Raw genomic sequence first — 17,175 nt, forward strand, 5'->3', positions numbered from 1 at the left:
CTCCCCCGATCGGATAGGATGGACAGGTTGTTCCTGGTGACGTGTCCGAGCGGCCGAAGGAGCACGCTTGGAAAGCGTGTGTTGTGCAAGCAACCGCGGGTTCGAATCCCGCCGTCACCGCCAGAAACGCAAGAAGGGTCTCCGCGCCAGCGGGGGCCCTTCTTGCGTTTCTATCGAGTACTGGGGATTCGGGGAGGAGCGAGCGCAGCGAGCACCGGAGTCCCGCCGTCACCGCCAGAAACGCAAGAAGGGTCTCCGCACCAGCGGAGGCCCTTCTTGCGTTTCTCTCGAGTACCGGGGATCCGCCTCAGCCGTCGAAGCGCACGCCGTAGATCTGCCCGCCGGGCGCCGCGGGCAGCCGTGTCATCCCGAGCCGCTCGTAGAACGCGGCCGCTCCGGCGTTGCTCGGGTCGATCCCCAGGTGCAGGCCGCTCACCCCGCGGCGGGTGAGCTCGGCGAACAGGGTCTCCATGAGCCCACGCCCGAGCCCCTGCCCCTGCGTCTCCGGCAGCAGATCGATGTGGAGGTGCGCGGGGTACTCCGCGGCGTTCGGCTCGATGCCGGGAGCGCGCTCGTACCCGTACTCGACCATGCGGTCCTCGCGGGTCGTGGGCTCCGCCGGCCGCGGGTAGCGCTCCTGCAGCGTGGGCCACCACTCGTCCCGGAACCAGGCGTAGAACACGTCGGTGTCATCCGTCGCCACGATGTAGCCGATGGTGCGCTCGTCGTCGCTCTCCACTACCCAGGCGAGGTCAGGGTGCCGTTCGGCATAGGGAACGGCGAACAGGTCGCCCCACAGCGAGTCGTCGGGGAGGATGCCGGTCGCATCGCCTCCCGCATCGGCGGTCTTCACGCAGATGTCGTACAGCGCGGCACGATCGGTGGGGCGGTAGGGACGGATGCGCGACACGAAGGCTCCTCTGACTGAACGGTCGGAATCAGCCTATCGGCGCGTCGACCTCGGACTTCTTCTGCTGCACCCACGGCAGCAGCCAGGCCGCCAGCACGAGCACCACGCCGGCGCCGACGAGGGCACCGCCGAGTGTGTCGGTGGCCCAGTGCACCGACAAGAAGGTGCGCGAGAGCGCCATCGCGAGCACCCACAGTGCGCCGAGGATCGCCGTCCACACGCGCGGGAACAGCACCCAGATCACAAGGGCGATCGTCGCGGCATTCGCGGTGTGACCCGACGGGAAGGAGCCGTAGTCGCTCACCACCAGCATGTCCTCGGGCCGCGCTCTCCCGAAGAGCTGCTTCAGCAGCTGCACGGCGCCGGCGCTCGCGGCGAAGCACACGGCCGCGAACACCGCACTACGCCAACGTCGCGCGAGCACGAGCACGAGGATCGACAGCAGCGGCACCCCGAGGATCGCCACCCAGCCCCCGCCGATCCAGTCCATGACCAGCGCGAACTGCAGCAGCCAGTCGCCCCGGATACCCGCGACCATCTCGTTCCACCAGTGGTCGAAGCCGGGCGTCTCGGGATAGACGAACACCACCACGGCACCGAGGGCCGTCGCGAGGGCGAGCAGGCCCACTCCCCACCACAGCAGCATCCGTCTGTCCATCGTCCCATTCTGCGGGACGACGCCGTGCCGATCAGGGATTGAGCATCCCTACGGTCCGCGGTCGCACGACGAACCAGAGCGAGAGGATGCCGATGACGGCGCAGCCGACCATGACCGACGCCATGGTGGTCGCGGTGATCCCGGCGTCGTGGGACAACCATCCGACGACCGGGGAGATGAGCCCGGCGACGCCGAAGTTCGTCGCGCCGATGATGGAGGCCGCTGTGCCGGCCGCCTTCCCGTGACGGTCCAACGCGAGCACCTGCACGTTGGGGAACGTGAAGCCGCAGGCGGTCATGAACACGAAGAGCGGGATGACCGTTCCCCAGAGCCCGAGACCGAGCTGATCGGTGACGACGATCGCGACTCCCGCGAGCAGCAGCACCCCGGTGGAGTACGCCATGACCCACTGCGGTCCGAAACGTGCCGCCAGCCGAGACGCGGTCTGCACGCCGGCGACCACGCCGAGCGAGTTCACGGCGAACAGCAGACCGTACTGCTGGGCATCGAGCCCGTGCGTCACCTGGAACAGGAACGGGGATGCGGAGAGGTACGAGAACAGGCCCGAGAAGGTCATGCCTCCGATCACCAGCACACCGAGGAACACCCGGTCCGTGAGCACCGAGCGGTAGCGCTGCAGCATGGTCGCGCCCCCGCGGTCCTGCCGGCGGGCGACGGGCAGCGTCTCGGGGATGAACAGGATCGCCGAGGCCAGCATGACGATGCCGTACGCGGCGAGGACCACGAAGATCCCCCGCCAGGGCATGAGGGTGAGGAGCCACGAGCCGATGAGCGGCGCGATGACCGGGGCGACGCCCGACACCAGCGCGAGACGCGAGAGCATCACGACCAGGCGGCGGCCGCCGAAAAGGTCGCGCACGATGGCCATGGCCACGACGCCACCGGCGGCTGCTCCCACGCCCATGAGCACACGTGCGGCGCTGAGCAGGCCGAGGTCCGGAGCGAAGGCCGCTCCGACGCTGGCCAGAACATGCAGGGCGGTGACCGCGATCAGCGGCACCCGGCGGCCGACCTTGTCGCTGAGCGGGCCGACGACGAGCTGCCCGAGGGCGAAGCCGATCATCGTGCCGGTGAGGGTCAGCTGGATCGCCGCGGCCGTGGTCTGGAAGTCCTCTTCCAGCACCGGGAAGGCCGGGAGGTAGAGGTCGATCGTGAACGGCCCGAGCGCCGTGAGCGCGCCGAGCAGGATGATGTAGAGCGTCCGGCGACCGAGAGGGATCGCGTCCCCCGGGTGGAGCATGATGGGTGCCGTCGCCGGGTTCGCGCCGAGGGTGCGGATGGCGCCGGTGGCGGTGGAGGTGCGGATACTGCCGGTGGCGGTGCGCTCGGGTTCTACGGCCGGGGCGGTCTCCGGTGCATCGGGTCGCGCGGTGGGGATGGAGTCAGTGCGGGGAGCGTCGGACACGACGTCCTTCCAGAGTTCGGGGTGCGTGGTCGAATCGATTCGCCAGGGGAAGAACCCATGCTACCGCCGCCCCGGCCTCGCCCCGCGATCGCCCGGAGGGGAGCTCAGCGCGCGATGCGCTCCAGCCCCTGCTCGAGGTCGGCGATCAGGTCGCCGATGTCCTCGATGCCCACGGAAAGGCGTACGACGTTCTCGGGCACGGCGAGCTCGGTGCCGCGCACCGACGCGTGCGTCATGTCCGGCGGATACCCGATGAGGGATTCCACGCCACCCAGCGACTCGGCCAGCTGGAACAGGGAGGTGCTCTCGGCGAAGGCCCGCGCGGCGTCGGCACCCGCGGCGAGCCCGAGCGAGAGCATCCCGCCGAAGCGGCTCATCTGCTTCGCGGCGATCTCGTGACCGGGGTGCGAGGCGAGTCCGGGGTAGTACACCTGCGCGAACTCGGGGCGCGCGGCCGCCCACTCCGCGATCGCCTGCGCGTTCTCGGAGTGCTGCCGCATCCGCAATGCGAGCGTCTTGATGCCGCGCGTGGTCAGCCAGGCGTCCAGGGGCGCGGACACCGCACCCACGGCGAACTGCTGGAACTTCACCTGCTCGAAGAAGCGGTCGTCGCCGAACACGACGGCGCCGCCGAGCACGTCGGAGTGTCCGCCAAGATATTTCGTCGTGGAGTGCACGACGAGGTCGGCCCCGAGCGCGAGCGGCTGCTGCAGCGCGGGCGAGGCGAAGGTGTTGTCCACGACCACGATCGCGCCGGAACCGTGTGCGATCTCGGCGATGAGCGCGATGTCGACGACCTTCAGCAGCGGGTTGCTCGGCGTCTCCAGCCACACGATCTTCGTCTCGGGGCGGATCGCCGCGCGGAGCACGTCCGCGTCCGAGAGCTCGACCGTCGTCGTGTCGATGCCCCACGGCGCCAGCACCTTGGTGAGCAGTCGGTAGGTCCCGCCGTACACGTCGTTGCCAAGCAGCACGTGGTCGCCGGGCTTCAGGATGCCGCGCAGCAGCGCATCCTCGGCAGCGAGGCCCGAGGCGAATGAGAGGGCGCCCGCACCGCCTTCGAGCGCGGCGAGCTGCGTCTCGAGCGACGACCGGGTGGGGTTGCCGGCGCGGTTGTACTCGTAGCCCTCGCGGAAGCCGCCGATCCCATCCTGCACGTGCGTGGAGGACTGGTAGATCGGCGGGATGATCGCCCCCGTCGTCGGATCGGGAGCTTGTCCTGCATGGATGGCGCGGGTGGCGAAGGCGTGGTCGGACATGCCCTCAGCCTACGACCGCCCTCGCAACGGTGGCCTTCCCGTTACGCCCGGGGTCGGCCGCCGTCCGTGCGTTCAGCGCGACAGGTAGCCGAGCAGGTCCTGGCGCGTCAGCACGGTGTGCGGCTTCCCGTCTTCCGTGACGAGCAGCGCATCGGCGTCGGCGAGCGCCGCCTTCGCCTGGGCGACCGAGGCATGGATGCCGATGAGCGGAAGCCGCTCCCCCACATGTGCGCCGACGGCATCGGTCGCACTCGCCTCGCCACGGAACAGCAGATCGAGCAGCCCCTTCTCGTCGACCGTGCCGACCACCTCGCCCATCATGACGGGCGGTTCGGCACTGAGGACCACCAGCTGCGAGACGTCGTACTGCGTCATCATCCCGATGGCCTCGAGCACCGTGTCCGTCGGATGCGCGTGCACGAGGTCGGGGATGCCCTCCCCCTGGCGCGACGGGCGTGCGGCGAGCACGTCGGCGACGGTCTCGCCCTCCTCCACGTCGCTGAATCCGTACGACCGCATCCACCCGTCGTTGAAGATCTTGCCGAGGTAGCCGCGCCCGCCGTCGGGCAGGAGCACGACCATCACGGCATCCGCGGGCAGATCCCGTGCCACGCGCAGCGCGCCGACGACGGCCATTCCGCTCGATCCGCCGACGAGGATGCCCTCTTCGCGGGCGAGCCGCCGCGTCATCGCGAACGAATCCGCATCGCCCACCGCCACGATCTCGTGCGGGACGGTCGGGTCATAGGCACCGGGCCAGATGTCCTCCCCGACGCCTTCGACGAGGTAGGGGCGACCGGTGCCGCCGCTGTAGACGCTGCCCTCGGGATCGACGCCGACGATGCGCACGCGGCCTTCCGACACCTCGCGGAGGTAGCGCCCGGTGCCCGTGATCGTGCCGCCCGTACCGACTCCGGCAACGAAGTGCGTGACCTCCCCCTCGGTGTCGCGCCAGATCTCCGGTCCCGTGGTCTCGTAGTGACTGCGCGGACCGTTCGGATTCTCGTACTGGTTCGGCTTGAACGCGCCGGGGATCTCGCGGGTCAGTCGATCACTGACGCTGTAGTACGACTCCGGGCTGTCCGGCGCGACCGACGTGGGCGTCACCACGACCTCCGCGCCGTAGGCCCGCAGCACGTCGATCTTGTCCTCGCCCACCTTGTCGGGCAGCACGAACACGCACTTGTAGCCGCGCTGCTGGGCGACCAGCGCGAGACCCACTCCGGTGTTGCCACTGGTGGGTTCGACGATCGTGCCACCGGGCTTCAGGTCGCCCGATGCCTCGGCGGCATCGATGATCCGCGCGGCGATGCGATCCTTCGACGACCCACCCGGGTTCAGGTATTCGAGCTTGACGAGCACCGTGCACGCGACGCCCTCGGTGACGCGCGTGAGCTTCACGAGGGGCGTGTCGCCGACGAGGTCGACGATCGAGTCTGCGTACTTCATGACTTCAGGGTAGACGCGCGGATGCCGCGGGCGGGGCTGTATTTCGCCCGCCCGCGGCATCCGTTCTCACGAAGGGCCTCGGAGTCCTTCGACGTGTCAGCCCTTCGTCGATCCCGCCAGGAGTCCGCGGACGAAGTAGCGCTGCAGTGCGAAGAACACGATCAGCGGAACGATGATCGACACGAACGCGCCCGCCGTCAGCAGGTACCAGCCCTCGCCGCGACCGGTGATCTCGGCGAGCACCTTCGTGATCGGCGACGCGGCTCCGTCGGCGAACACGAGGGCCACGAGCAGATCGTTCCAGACCCAGAGGAACTGGAAGATCGCCACCGACGCGATGGCCGGCATCGTGAGCGGCAGCACCACCCGGAAGAAGATCTGTCCGCGCGAGGCACCGTCGACGCGCGCGGCCTCGATGATCTCGCCGGGGATCTCCGACATGAAGTTGTGCAGCAGATAGATCGCGAGCGGCAGCGCGAACATCGTGTGGGCGAACCACACCTGCGCATAGCCGCCGGCGACGTCGAGTCCCTCCGTCACCTGGACGCCGAACAGGTTGATCCCGCGCGAGAACGACGACAGGAGGGGAACGAGAGCCATCTGGATCGGCACGATCTGCAGCGCGAACACGAAGATGAACAGCGCGTTGCGGCCCTTGAAATCGATCCACGAGAACGCGTACGCCGCCATCGCCGCGATCATCAACGGGATGAGCGTGGCAGGGATGGTGATGACGATCGAGTTGAAGAAGGACTCCAGGATCGTCAGCTGGGTGGTGCCGGACTGCAGCACCGCCACGTAGTTGTCCAGCGTCAGCTGCGGGTTGGTGAAGACCGTCCACCACCCGGTCGTCTCGATCGCGTCCCGCTCACGGAACGACGAGATAAAGAGCCCGAGCGTGGGAACGGTCCACATGACGGCGATGATGATCGCGGCGACACTCGCCCAGGGCCGGCTGAGGCGCTTGCGCGCGCGTCCGGCGGAAGCATCGAACCGGCCTGCGGTCGTGATGGCCCGCGTGCTGTCGCCGGTGTCTGTCTTCACGGTGTCGGTCATCGGATCTCCCGCTGCTTCTTGATCTGGCGTGCGTTGTAGATGACGATCGGCAGCACCAGGATGAACAGGATGACGGACAGCGCAGCGCTGCGACCCGCCTCGAACTTCGAGAACTGGGTGTACATCTCGTTCGCCAGAACCGAGGTGCCGTAGTTTCCACCGGTCATCGTGCGGACGATGTCGAACACCTTCAGGGAGGCGATCGAGATCGTGGTCAGCACGACGATGAGCGCCGGACGGATCGAGGGGATCGTCACCGACTTGAAGCGCTCCCAGGCGTTGGCGCCGTCGAGCTCAGCCGCCTCGAGCAGTTCGGCCGGGACGCCCTTGATCGACGCCGAGAGCACGACCATCGCGAAACCGGTCTGCACCCAGATCAGCACCACGATGAGCGCCAGGTTGTTCCACGGACCGTTCAGCAGGAACTGCTGCGGCTCACCACCGAACCACACCAGGATCTGGTTGAGCAGACCGATCTGCTCGAACTCCGGGCCGCGGTAGGCGTACACGAATCGCCAGATGATGCTGGCGCCCACGAACGAGATGGCCATCGGCATGAATACCAGCAGCTTGTAGATCTTCTCGCCGCGAGTCCGGTCGATGAACACCGCATACGCCAGGCCGATCATGGTGGAGAGCGTCGGGACGAGCAGCACCCACACGATCGTGTTGATCACCGCGGTCACGCCGTCGGACTGGGTGAAGATCCAGAGGTAGTTGGAGAAGCCGACGAAGTCGCTGCCGGTCGAGTTCCAGAACGACGCGTACACGGTCTGGATCGACGGCAGTATGAGTCCGGCGAGGAGGAGCAGCATGGCGGGAGCCATGAAAGCCACGAGCTGGATCAGGTATCCCGCGCCGTCGCGGGACCGGTAGTCCAGGAAGAAGAACAGGGCGCCGACGGCGACCGCGACTCCCATCGCCCAGTAGTAGGAGTTGAAGAACCACATCACCGCGAGCGGGATGAGCAGGCACATCGCGAGACGGATGCCGGTGTAGAGCGCGCCCTTACGCGGCGCGATGTCGACGAGCAGCAGGATTATCACCACGACCACCGCGAATGCGATGACCACGGCCACGGCCTGGAGGATCGGAGGGAGCGTCCCGATCCATTGGAAGAACACAGTCGCGTTCATGGAATCCCCTTCATGAGACGGAGCTGATCAGCGGTCGGCGCGGCGATGCGCTGACCGGGTGTGAGAAGGAGGGCCGCCCATCGGGGCGGCCCTCCTCATCCGATCAGCTGGAGGGCCAGCCGGTCTCGATCTGGGTCAGCACCTCATCGGTGGAGGTCCCGTTGATCCAGGCGACCATGCCCTTCCAGAAGGTGCCGGATCCGACAGCACCCGGCATCTGGTCCGACCCGTCGAAGCGGAACGTCACCGAGTCGTCCTGGAGCAGCTTGATCGACTCCTGCAGGATCGGGTCCTCGACCACGTCGAGGTCGACGCCCTTGTTGGCCGACGTCACGCCACCGAGGGCGAGACGGCTGTTGGCCCACTCGGGGCTGGACAGGTACTCGAGCACCTTCTGCGTCGCCTCCGAGTCGCTGAACGCACCGACGATCTCGCCGCCACCAGTGATGAGGGTCTCATCCGGGTTCGGGCTCGGCGTCAGGAACGCCCAGACGTCGCCATCCTCGGCGAAGTTCGTGCCCTCGGGGTAGAAGCCCGACAGGAACGAGGCCTGGTGGGTCAGCCCGCACTCGCCGCTGGCGACCTTAGCGGCCACGTCACCGAACGCGGTGGAGTTGATCGAACGCACGTCGCCGAAGCCGGCGTTGACGTACTCCGGGTTCAACAGGATCTCACCCGTGGCGTCGAACGCCTCCTTGATCTGCGGGTCGGTGAAGGGGACCTCGTTCTTGACCCACTGGTCGTAGACGTCGGGGCCCGCGTTGCGGAGCACGAGGTCTTCGATCCAGTCGGTACCCGGCCACCCGGTCGCGACACCGGACTCGAAGCCGGCGCACCAGGGGGCGGCGCCGCTCTTGTCCTTGATGGTCTGCGTCAGAGTCAGCAGCTCGTCCCAGCTGGTCGGCTCCTCGACACCCCATTCCGCGAACTTGGTCGGCGAGTACCAGACCCAGCCCTTGACGCTCGCCATCAGCGGTGCGCCGTAGAACGTGCCGTCGTAGGTGCCGAAGTCGACCCAGCCCTGCGTCCAGTACTCCTCGGCGTTCTTCTTGACCGCTTCCGGAGCCGGCTTCAGCAGATCACGCGAGGCGTAGTCCGCGAACAGACCGGGCTGCGGGAAGATCGCGATGTCGGGCGGGTTGCCGCCCTGTGCGCGCGTGCCGAGCTGCGTCTCGAAGTCCTGGCTGCCCTCGTACTTGATCTCGATGTCGTTCTCCTTCTCGAAATCCGCCCAGGATTCCGCGAGGAGTTCGGCTTCGCCCTCGACGATCGTGCCGTAGATCGTGACGGTGTTGTCTCCGCCGCCACCTCCGCCGCCTCCGGAGGTCCCACCGGGAGCCCCGCATCCGGCGAGCGCGATGCCCGCGACCCCCAGCAGGGCGAGCGGCGCGTAACGCCGGGAACGCTGTGACAGAGCCATGTGAATTCTCCTCTTCGAGTACAGGGTCCCCACCTGATGCGATGCCACCCCGCGGCATCGGTAGGGAACCGATTCCAGGCCAACCTACTGGCGATCGATATCCCGGCACAACACGGAAGGGTCACAAGCTCACAACCATTCGACTCCCATCGACGCCGCCAGTGGGAGCGCTCCCTCGCTCACGGTGTGGAACCGGTTCCTTTTGCGCGCATCGGCGACTACGCTGTCACCCGGCGCGGCCACCGCGCCGCCACCCACGCAACCGCGTGATCAGGTCGAGGAGGACCGATGAGCACGATCGCGGATGTCGCTGCGCGTGCCGGGGTGTCGAAGGCCACCGCGAGTCGAGCGCTGAGCGGGCGCGGCTACGTCTCGGACGACACCCGCGCCCGCGTCGCGCATGCGGCCCGCGAACTGTCCTATGTGGCGCACTCCTCCGCGACGAGCCTGGCCACCGGTCGCACACAGACCGTCGGCGTCGTGATGCCGCCCGTGGACCGTTGGTTCTTCGCCGAGCTGCTGGCGGGGATCCAGGAGTCTCTGTTCGCGCTCGACTACGACCTCTCCCTCTACGGGGTACCTGAGCGCTCGCAGACTCGGGAGCGGCTGTTAGAGAACGTACTGCCGGGACGGCGCTTCGACGGCATCATCGCAGTTGGCATCCAGCCCAGCGCGCGCGAGCTCGAACGCCTGCAGCGTACCGGGCGCCCGCTGGTGAGCGTGGGCCCGTACAGCGACGGGTCGAGCGCGGTCTCGATCGACGACACGGCTGCCGCGCGCATCGCCACCGAGCATCTCATCGAACTCGGCCACACCGACATCGCCTTCGTGGGCGGATCCGGGGACGGCACCGAGCAGAGCTTCGGGGACGCCCGGCGTCTCGCCGGCTACAACGATGCCATGCGGGCCGCCGCCCTCGCGGCCCACGCGCGTATCGTCGGTGCGGCACCGACCATGCCGGGAGGGTTCACTGCGACGGCCGGCCTGCTCGGCGACCGTCGGAGCCGCCCGACCGCGATCGTCGGGGTGTGCGACGAGGCGGCCATCGGTGCGATCATCGCCGCTCGCCGCCTGGGCATCGCTGTGCCGACCGAACTCAGCGTGGTCGGCATCGACGACCATGAGCACGCCGACATGTTCGCCCTGACCACGATCGGCCAATCACCCCGGGAACAGGGGCACGAGGCCGTGCGACTCCTGATGCAGCGGATCGACCGACCGGATGCTCCGCTCGATCACCTCGCCGCAGCATCCGCCCTGGTGGTGCGCAACTCCACCGCTCCGCCGCGCTGACCCGCTCGGAACACCCCTACGGAAACGCACGAAGGCCCCGGGCGAACCCGGGGCCTTCGATCAGAAACGCGTGAGCGTCGCGATTACTTGAGGGTAACCGTTGCGCCTGCCTCTTCGAGAGCAGCCTTGGCCTTCTCGGCGGTCTCCTTGTTGGCGCCCTCAAGGACAGCCTTCGGGGCACCGTCGACGACAGCCTTGGCCTCGCCGAGACCCAGCGAGGTGAGCTCGCGGACGGTCTTGATGACCTGGATCTTCTTGTCGCCAGCAGCCTCGAGGATGACGTCGAAGGAGTCCTTCTCTTCCTCAGCCTCAGCAGCGCCTGCGCCACCCGCAGCACCGGCAACGGCGACGGGAGCAGCAGCGGTGACCTCGAACTTCTCCTCGAACGCCTTGACGAAGTCGTTGAGCTCGACGAGGGTCAGGCCGGCGAACTGCTCGAGCAGCTCCTCAGTGGTGAGCTTAGCCATGATGTATCTCCTAGATAGATGGGGTTTGTAGACGAGATCGCAGGTCGCTTACGCGGCCTCTGCGGTCTCCAGCTTTTCGCGAAGAGCATCGATGGTGGCGGCAGCCTTGCCCATCGTCGCCTTCATCATGCCCGCAGCCTTCGCCAGCAGAACCTCACGGCTCTCGAGCGCGGCGTACTTGTTGACCTCGTCCGCGGTGAGGGCGTTGCCCTCGAAGATGCCGGACTTGATCACGAGAAGCGGGTTGGCCTTGGCGAAGTCACGCAGAGCCTTGGCGGTGGCGACGAAGTCACCGTGCACGAACGCGACAGCCGACGGACCCTTGAGGTCGTCGTCCAGCGCGGAGATGCCAGCCTTGTTGGCGGCGATCTTGGTCAGCGTGTTCTTCACCACGGCGTACTCAGCGTCCTGACGGATGCTGTTGCGCAGCTCCTTGAGCTGGGCAACCGTCAGACCGCGGTACTCGGTCAGCAGGACGGCGTTCGAGTTCTCGAATGACTTCGTGAGCTCGGCGACCGATGCATCCTTCTGCGCCATGGTCACTCCTTGGTGTGTACGAGGCGCCGCACGGTGGTGGGGCGCCGACCTGGACCACCTGCACAGAAAAAAGCTCCGGCGCAAGCGCACGGAGCTTTGAGAAGTTCGTGTCCTGCGCGGGCCCCTGCTGTGCAGAGCTTCGATCCTGCGTGCTTGCGCACGCCTGATGACCAGCGGTCTTCGGTTGCCACAACTCTACCCCACCCGCTCCCTTCCCCCAAATCCCCCTCTCCCCCAAATCCCCTCTCCCCCTCTCCCCCTCTCCCTTCCTCCCTCCCTCTCCCTCCCTCCCTCTCCCCCTCTCCCCCTCTCCCCCTCTCCTCCCTCCCTCCCTCCCTCCCTCCCGTCGCGATCGCGACCGCCGAGTGCACGGGATGGTGACGAGTGCACGGGAAGTTGACGTGAAGATGCGGTGCGCTCGGCAGCAAGCCGTGCACTCGGCGATGGGCGGGAGGCACGGGACAGGGCGAGGCGGGACGGGACAGGGCGAGGCGGGACGGGACAGGGCGAGGCGGGACAGGGCAGGACAGGACAGGGCAGGACAGGGCGGGTCAGGGAGGAGTGATGTGGAAGGAGGCGAGTCGAGCGGCGAGAGCGGCGGACGTCGCGATATGTTCGGTTCCCCATCGGGCGAGGCGCCAGTGCGTGCGACCCCGGATCCAGTCCTCGCGCTGCTTCTCCGCGAGCAGAACCTGTTCGACCGTGCGACCGGAACGTAAAGCCTCGTCAAGGTACTTCGTCTTGCCGTCGAACTCGCCGAAGCTGCGGACGTCCGCGAGCCCGAAGTCGACGAAGTACGCGCGGCCGTCAGGTCCGTCGATCGGTACCTGCAGATCCGGGGCAGCGAAGCCGAGTCTGTGCAGATGCAACCGGCTCACGCTTTCGCCGGGAAGCTGCGCCCGCCCGTCGGCGAAGTCCGCCACCCACCGCGCCTGACGGATCCCCCGAGCTCCCCCGGCGGCGGTCAACCTGGTCGCGAGCTCACCACGCCACGAGAGGACGGCATCCGTGTCCCACTCCCACTGCCGCTCCGCCATCTGACGCTCAGCGGCATCCGCCAGCGCCACAGCAGCCGGGACCGGCAGCACTCGGATGAGGTCGAACACCGTGCGCGACAACGTGGTGCACCGGATGCCGCCACGTACCGTGACGTCGACAGACGGGAGCGGCGCGACATGACGGAACACATCCGGAGCGCTCGAGATCCGCCGCGGCGAAGGAGTCGTCATGTGGACACGGGCGAGGCGCATCCCGTACAGCGGCAGCCCCCAGAGCACAGCCGCCGATGTGTGCGACATGACCGCGGGCCCGCTCGCATCCCGAGCCACAGCGATGACGTGCGCATGGTGCCTCTGCTCCGGCCACAGGGGCTCTCGCTCGACGGCATCCATGAACCATCCTCGCCGGACGTTGAAGAGCTCTCCTCTCTGCAGCGCGGCAGCGATCCCCCGATCCGTCCATCCGTTCAGAACGAGGTCTGCCCGCGATCGGACGAGCTGGGTGAGTACGGGCGCGGTCGTCGTCGGCATACCCCATGGTTCTCCCCCGCCCATCCCCAAACCCCGGTTTCCCCAACGCGTCCGCTCTCCTTCGCGCCCCCGGCTCTTTGTGCAGGAGGAGTGACCAGTCGCGGGTGCACCGGATGCTGCCGAGTGCACGGGTTAGACACGTGAACAGGTCGTACATTCGGCAACAACCCGTGCGCTCGGCGGACGGGAGGGAGGGAGGGAGGGACGGAGAGGGAGGGACGGAGAGGGCGGCGTGTGGGGAAGGGAGGGTCGGCGGGCGGGGTTAGGGTCGTAAGGTGACCCCGGAACTCGCTGCACGCATCGTCGCGGACTCTCGCGACCGCGTGGCGTGGATGCGAGCACGTTCCCGCGGCATCACCGCCACCGACGTCGCCGGGCTCACCTCCGAGAAGTCGATCGCTCGCGCCGCGGACTCCAAACTCGGCGGAGGCCCCCGCTTCGGTGGCAACGCCTACACCGATCACGGCCGGCGACGGGAACCCGAGATCGCGGCGTGGGTCGCGGCGACCCACGGCATCCTCCCCTCGTCCGCCCTGTTCCGCGCCGAGGTCGAGCACCGTCACCTCGCCACACCCGACGGCATCGCGGTCGACGCCGACGGGCGTGTGAAGCTCGCCGAGATCAAGACGACGAACAAGGCGTTCCGCGGCATCCCCCGCACCTACCTCCGCCAGATCTGGTGGCAGCAGCACGTCCTCGGTGCCGAGCGGACGCTGTTCGTCTGGGAGGAGCACGTCGACTTCGCCCCGATCCACGACGAGCCGCGCTGCGTATGGATCGACCGCGACGACCGCGAGATCGCCAAGCTGGTCGGCCTCGCCACCAACCTGATCGACGAGCTCTACCGACGCACCACCGGTCGGCAGGTTCCGAGCAGGACCCCGGATGACGCCGCGGCCAGCCGCCGCGAGCAGCTCCGCGAACGAGACGCGTTCCGCGCGCTGGCACTCGCCGACTGAGCCGTCGGCTTCCGCCTAATAGCTGGCGGCGGTGGCCATCGTGCACTGCGGGTTCGCGCCGAGGAGCCCCATGGTCGCATTGGCCACGAGCCAGTCGGACTTCCAGCCGCCCGGCCCGGTGAAGCGGATGCCGAAGGTCTTCGTCGCCCCGAGGAGCCCCGTGAGCAGCCCGCCGTCGATGACCGTGACGTAGGCGGCCGCGTTCCCCGACGTCTGGACGTTCCCGAGAAGGTTGCTCAGGATCGGCTCGAGGAGTCCCTGATTGGCGATCTGCCCGAACTCCGCCTTCGTGAGGTCGTACCCCGTCGCGGCGGCAGGCGCCCGCCACGATATGGTCACCCGGGGGTTGGCGCCCAGCAGGCCGCTGCTGGCCACACACCCCGGGGAACCCGAGGCGATGGGTTCGGGGATGTTGATCGAGGTTCCCGTCGCGGTCGCCCGCTCGGCGTCGGTCCACGCCGCCTCGGTCGAGGGGACGGTCGGGACGAGACCGACGGCGACCAGCAGCGAGATCCCGAGCACGGCGCCCGCCGAACGCAGGCGCTTCGCCGGACTCACCCGTCACCGCCCGGTTCACGCGGAACGACGCCGATCGCGACGACACGACGACGAGCGACGAGCAGGACGCCGACGACGACCAGCGCAGCCCCTCCGGCGAGCGCCCAGGGCGGCAGCGGCGATGGTCCGGTCGCGGCCAGTCCCCCACCGGGGCCCACTGCCACGTCTTCTCCGACACCACTGGCATGGAGTCGAATGGTCGTCGAGCCCGCGCCCGCGCCCTCACCGAGCCCGATGGAGAGCCGCACATGAGCGACATCGGTGTCGGCGACCTCGCCGAGCTGCATCTCCCCGCCGTCGCGCGGGATCTGCCATGCCGAGCGCACGGTCGCGGGGCCACCCGGGCACACACTCCCCTGCCATTCGCGCAGACAGATCGACACGTCGAGGACGAGCGGCGCGTCACCCGTGGCACTCAGAGCGATCGTGACGATCCCCGGATCGGGCGCCTCCGCGCTGACCGTGACGTCCCATCGCACCTGCTGCCCGGGGAGCAGGGATCCGGCGGCGTCCCAGTCCGCGACCGAGACGAGCCGCAGGATGCGCCCCTGGATGACCTCCGTGGTGGGCGCCGCCCACGCCGGAGCGGCCGAGCCGAGCAGCATGACGAGCACGACCAATCCAGCGCTCAGGCGTCTCATGAGCGTCGATCCCTGCGCCGCGTTCCCGCCGCGACCAGCGCCTCCGGAGCCGCCGGCTCTCCGGCGGCCGCCGACTGCTCGCCGCCCCTGGAGGATTCCTCGGCCGCCGCGCGTTCCCTCCGTGGCCAGAACGCCCAGATCACCAGCAGCGATGCGCCGAGCGTGACCCCGCCGAGCACCCACGGGCTGCCGAACCAGACGATCACATTCGCGAGGGCGGGTACCGAGCCGCGGACGATACGGACATCGGAGACGGTGTACGGCGCCGGATCCTCGACGTCATTCGCGTCGCCCTTCATGGTGATGGTCCGCACGTCGCCGGCATCCCCCGGCTCGATGCCGGTGACGCGGTGCGTGATCGGCAGGGCCGCATCCCGATCCACCGTCACGACATCACCGACGGCGATATCGGAGGCGGGGATCTTCTGCACGAGGGCGACGGATCCTGCCGGGATGGTGGGCGTCATCGATCCGGTCTTGAACATGATGAGCGAATAGCCGCCGGTGAAGGCCATGATCACGAGCACGATGCAGATCACACCGCCGATGGCCGCCAGGGTGAGCAGCACCTCGCGCACTCCGCGTCCCACTGCGCGGGCGCCGCGTGCGATGGTGGCCATGACGTCGCTCAGCTCGTGCTTCCGGTGAAAGTCCAGGTCGGTTTCACAGTGCCGCCCTGCGCCGTTCCGGTCGCGTCCGCCGGTAGCTCGAGCACGATGCAGTACGTGATCGTGTTGAGCGGGGTCACGGTCAGGGTCTGCGCGGGGAGTGCCGGAACCGCGGTCAGCGCTGCCGCCGCGGTCGCACTCGTCGTGCAGTTTGCGGGGGCCGCGACCACGGCGATGTTGACCCTGATCGCATTCTGCAGCGCGAGGTCCGCCCCGGTCGGCGTCGTGCCCGCATTGTTCGTCACCGCGACGCCGGTGAGGTTGACGGTGCCGCCCAGGGTGCCCGACGCCTGCACCTGCACGTACGCCGCCTTCTTCACTCCCGGGTAGAGGCCCGACGCGTCGAGAGGCACGGTGAGCACGGTCTCGGTGGGACCGTGCGAGACGAACGCTCCCTGGTCCGACCGCGATGCGATCGAGAAGCTCCCCGCGCTGACCGTGGTCGTGGCGAGTTCCTGGTCGGTCCACGCCGCGATCGTCATCGTCGCGCCCACGCCGAGCACCAGCCCGCCGGCGAGCAGCGCCCGCACGCGTCGAAAGGTGCGCGAGGGCTTCGAACGGACGGATGCACGCAACGAGCGACGGGTCGGCGCTACGGCTGCACCGAGGTCGCGTTCCACTGCCATGTGACGGTTCCCGTGTCGCCCTGTTCGATCCCGCCCGAACCGGAGGCGGCGGTGACCTGGATGCACAGGTTGACGTCCGTTCCGGGCGTCATCGTCGCGGGCACCGCGGTTCCCGCGGCGAACGCGGTCGCATCGCATCCGAAGGTCGTCCCCGTCGACACGATGCCGTAGGTCAGCTTGCCGGCGGTGGCGAAGTCGCCCGCTCCCACCGGGGCCACCGAGTCGAGCGTCGCGTCGTAGGTGCCGCCGAGCCGCAGGGCGTAGGGCGCGTAGACCACATCCCCCGGGCTGAGGTTCGTCGGGTCGAGCTCGAAGGTCAGCGCAGCTGCCGCATCGTCGGTGGCATGGTCACTGAACGTCGTCCCATCCGTCGACCCCGTGAACGTGAAGGAACCGGCGGTGAAGGTCCCGTTCGCGAACTCGGAGTCGTTCCAGGCGGCGAGCGTGACCGCCGCCCCTACCCCGAGGACGAGTCCGCCCGCCAGAAAGGCGAGAACCTTGCGCTTCGTGTCTTTGGTAGCCATCGGAGTCCCCCTCAGGAATCAGGCGTTCCGCGTGAATGCCTGGAACCGCCTCCTCGCGG

At 68.3% G+C, this 17,175-nt stretch carries 18 protein-coding genes and 1 tRNA gene; 3 read left to right on the plus strand and 16 right to left on the minus strand.

What is annotated here, in order from left to right; genetic code table 11:
* Nucleotides 1-35 precede the first annotated feature (35 nt).
* A tRNA-Ser gene (locus tag ACFC14_RS00735) sits at nucleotides 36-123 on the plus strand.
* A 184-nt stretch (nucleotides 124-307) separates the two neighbouring features.
* On the opposite strand, the gene ACFC14_RS00740 is transcribed toward ACFC14_RS00735, so the two are convergent.
* The 8 genes from ACFC14_RS00740 to ACFC14_RS00775 all read right to left on the minus strand — a co-directional run bounded on the left by ACFC14_RS00740 (nucleotide 308) and on the right by ACFC14_RS00775 (nucleotide 9,314).
* Entirely contained in the window at nucleotides 308-910 is a 603-nt protein-coding gene (locus tag ACFC14_RS00740) for a GNAT family N-acetyltransferase (protein WP_376100578.1), read from the minus strand.
* Nucleotides 911-938: 28 nt separating this feature from the next.
* On the minus strand, nucleotides 939-1,568 hold the full coding sequence (locus ACFC14_RS00745; RefSeq protein WP_376100580.1) for a phosphatase PAP2 family protein: 630 nt from the start codon (nucleotides 1,566-1,568) through the stop codon (nucleotides 939-941).
* A 31-nt stretch (nucleotides 1,569-1,599) separates the two neighbouring features.
* Entirely contained in the window at nucleotides 1,600-2,994 is a 1,395-nt protein-coding gene (locus tag ACFC14_RS00750; protein ID WP_376100582.1) for a multidrug effflux MFS transporter, read from the minus strand.
* Nucleotides 2,995-3,098: 104 nt separating this feature from the next.
* Entirely contained in the window at nucleotides 3,099-4,253 is a 1,155-nt protein-coding gene (locus ACFC14_RS00755) for a cystathionine gamma-synthase (RefSeq protein ID WP_376100584.1), read from the minus strand.
* Nucleotides 4,254-4,325: 72 nt separating this feature from the next.
* Nucleotides 4,326-5,702: a cystathionine beta-synthase gene (locus ACFC14_RS00760; RefSeq protein ID WP_376100586.1), complete on the minus strand. Its 1,377-nt coding sequence runs from the start codon at nucleotides 5,700-5,702 to the stop codon at nucleotides 4,326-4,328.
* 96 nt (nucleotides 5,703-5,798) lie between these two features.
* On the minus strand, nucleotides 5,799-6,758 hold the full coding sequence (locus ACFC14_RS00765) for a carbohydrate ABC transporter permease (RefSeq protein ID WP_136040768.1): 960 nt from the start codon (nucleotides 6,756-6,758) through the stop codon (nucleotides 5,799-5,801).
* Entirely contained in the window at nucleotides 6,755-7,894 is a 1,140-nt protein-coding gene (locus ACFC14_RS00770) for a carbohydrate ABC transporter permease (RefSeq protein WP_136040770.1), read from the minus strand. Before ACFC14_RS00770 ends, ACFC14_RS00765 begins: the two co-directional genes overlap by 4 nt.
* Nucleotides 7,895-7,997: 103 nt before the next feature.
* Entirely contained in the window at nucleotides 7,998-9,314 is a 1,317-nt protein-coding gene (locus ACFC14_RS00775) for an ABC transporter substrate-binding protein (protein ID WP_136040771.1), read from the minus strand.
* Between the two features lie 288 nt (nucleotides 9,315-9,602).
* Between ACFC14_RS00775 and ACFC14_RS00780 the strand changes: the two genes are divergently transcribed.
* Entirely contained in the window at nucleotides 9,603-10,607 is a 1,005-nt protein-coding gene (locus tag ACFC14_RS00780; RefSeq protein WP_376100589.1) for a LacI family DNA-binding transcriptional regulator, read from the plus strand.
* 83 nt (nucleotides 10,608-10,690) lie between these two features.
* Here ACFC14_RS00780 and rplL read toward each other — a convergent pair whose 3' ends face one another.
* The 3 genes from rplL to ACFC14_RS00795 form a co-directional block, all read right to left on the minus strand.
* Nucleotides 10,691-11,074, minus strand: a complete 384-nt coding sequence (rplL, locus tag ACFC14_RS00785) for a 50S ribosomal protein L7/L12 (RefSeq protein ID WP_029261007.1) — start codon at nucleotides 11,072-11,074, stop codon at nucleotides 10,691-10,693.
* A 48-nt stretch (nucleotides 11,075-11,122) separates the two neighbouring features.
* Nucleotides 11,123-11,611: a 50S ribosomal protein L10 gene (gene rplJ / locus ACFC14_RS00790; RefSeq protein WP_029261006.1), complete on the minus strand. Its 489-nt coding sequence runs from the start codon at nucleotides 11,609-11,611 to the stop codon at nucleotides 11,123-11,125.
* A 551-nt stretch (nucleotides 11,612-12,162) separates the two neighbouring features.
* Nucleotides 12,163-13,140, minus strand: a complete 978-nt coding sequence (locus ACFC14_RS00795; protein ID WP_376100591.1) for a hypothetical protein — start codon at nucleotides 13,138-13,140, stop codon at nucleotides 12,163-12,165.
* Nucleotides 13,141-13,415: 275 nt separating this feature from the next.
* On the opposite strand from ACFC14_RS00795, the gene ACFC14_RS00800 reads away from it, so the two are divergent.
* Nucleotides 13,416-14,099 (plus strand): YqaJ viral recombinase family protein, encoded by a 684-nt coding sequence (locus tag ACFC14_RS00800; RefSeq protein ID WP_376100593.1) that lies wholly within the window; start codon nucleotides 13,416-13,418, stop codon nucleotides 14,097-14,099.
* A 15-nt stretch (nucleotides 14,100-14,114) separates the two neighbouring features.
* Here the strand turns inward: ACFC14_RS00800 and ACFC14_RS00805 are convergent, their stop codons facing one another.
* The 5 genes from ACFC14_RS00805 to ACFC14_RS00825 are packed head-to-tail and all read right to left on the minus strand — an operon-like array spanning nucleotide 14,115 to nucleotide 17,116.
* The gene (locus ACFC14_RS00805; RefSeq protein WP_376100595.1) at nucleotides 14,115-14,657 is read right to left on the minus strand and encodes a hypothetical protein; all 543 of its coding nucleotides are present in this window, start codon (nucleotides 14,655-14,657) and stop codon (nucleotides 14,115-14,117) included.
* A complete protein-coding gene (locus tag ACFC14_RS00810; protein ID WP_376100597.1) occupies nucleotides 14,654-15,298 on the minus strand; it encodes a hypothetical protein in 645 nt (214 codons plus the stop codon). The genes ACFC14_RS00805 and ACFC14_RS00810 overlap by 4 nt, the downstream gene beginning before the upstream one ends.
* Nucleotides 15,295-15,918 (minus strand): signal peptidase I, encoded by a 624-nt coding sequence (locus tag ACFC14_RS00815; protein ID WP_376100599.1) that lies wholly within the window; start codon nucleotides 15,916-15,918, stop codon nucleotides 15,295-15,297. Before ACFC14_RS00815 ends, ACFC14_RS00810 begins: the two co-directional genes overlap by 4 nt.
* 8 nt (nucleotides 15,919-15,926) lie before the next feature.
* Entirely contained in the window at nucleotides 15,927-16,592 is a 666-nt protein-coding gene (locus ACFC14_RS00820; RefSeq protein WP_376100601.1) for a SipW-dependent-type signal peptide-containing protein, read from the minus strand.
* On the minus strand, nucleotides 16,559-17,116 hold the full coding sequence (locus ACFC14_RS00825) for a SipW-dependent-type signal peptide-containing protein (RefSeq protein WP_376100603.1): 558 nt from the start codon (nucleotides 17,114-17,116) through the stop codon (nucleotides 16,559-16,561). The genes ACFC14_RS00820 and ACFC14_RS00825 overlap by 34 nt, the downstream gene beginning before the upstream one ends.
* Nucleotides 17,117-17,175 lie beyond the last annotated feature (59 nt).

Source organism: Microbacterium sp. NPDC055988 (assembly GCF_042269505.1).
Classification (GTDB): domain Bacteria; phylum Actinomycetota; class Actinomycetes; order Actinomycetales; family Microbacteriaceae; genus Microbacterium.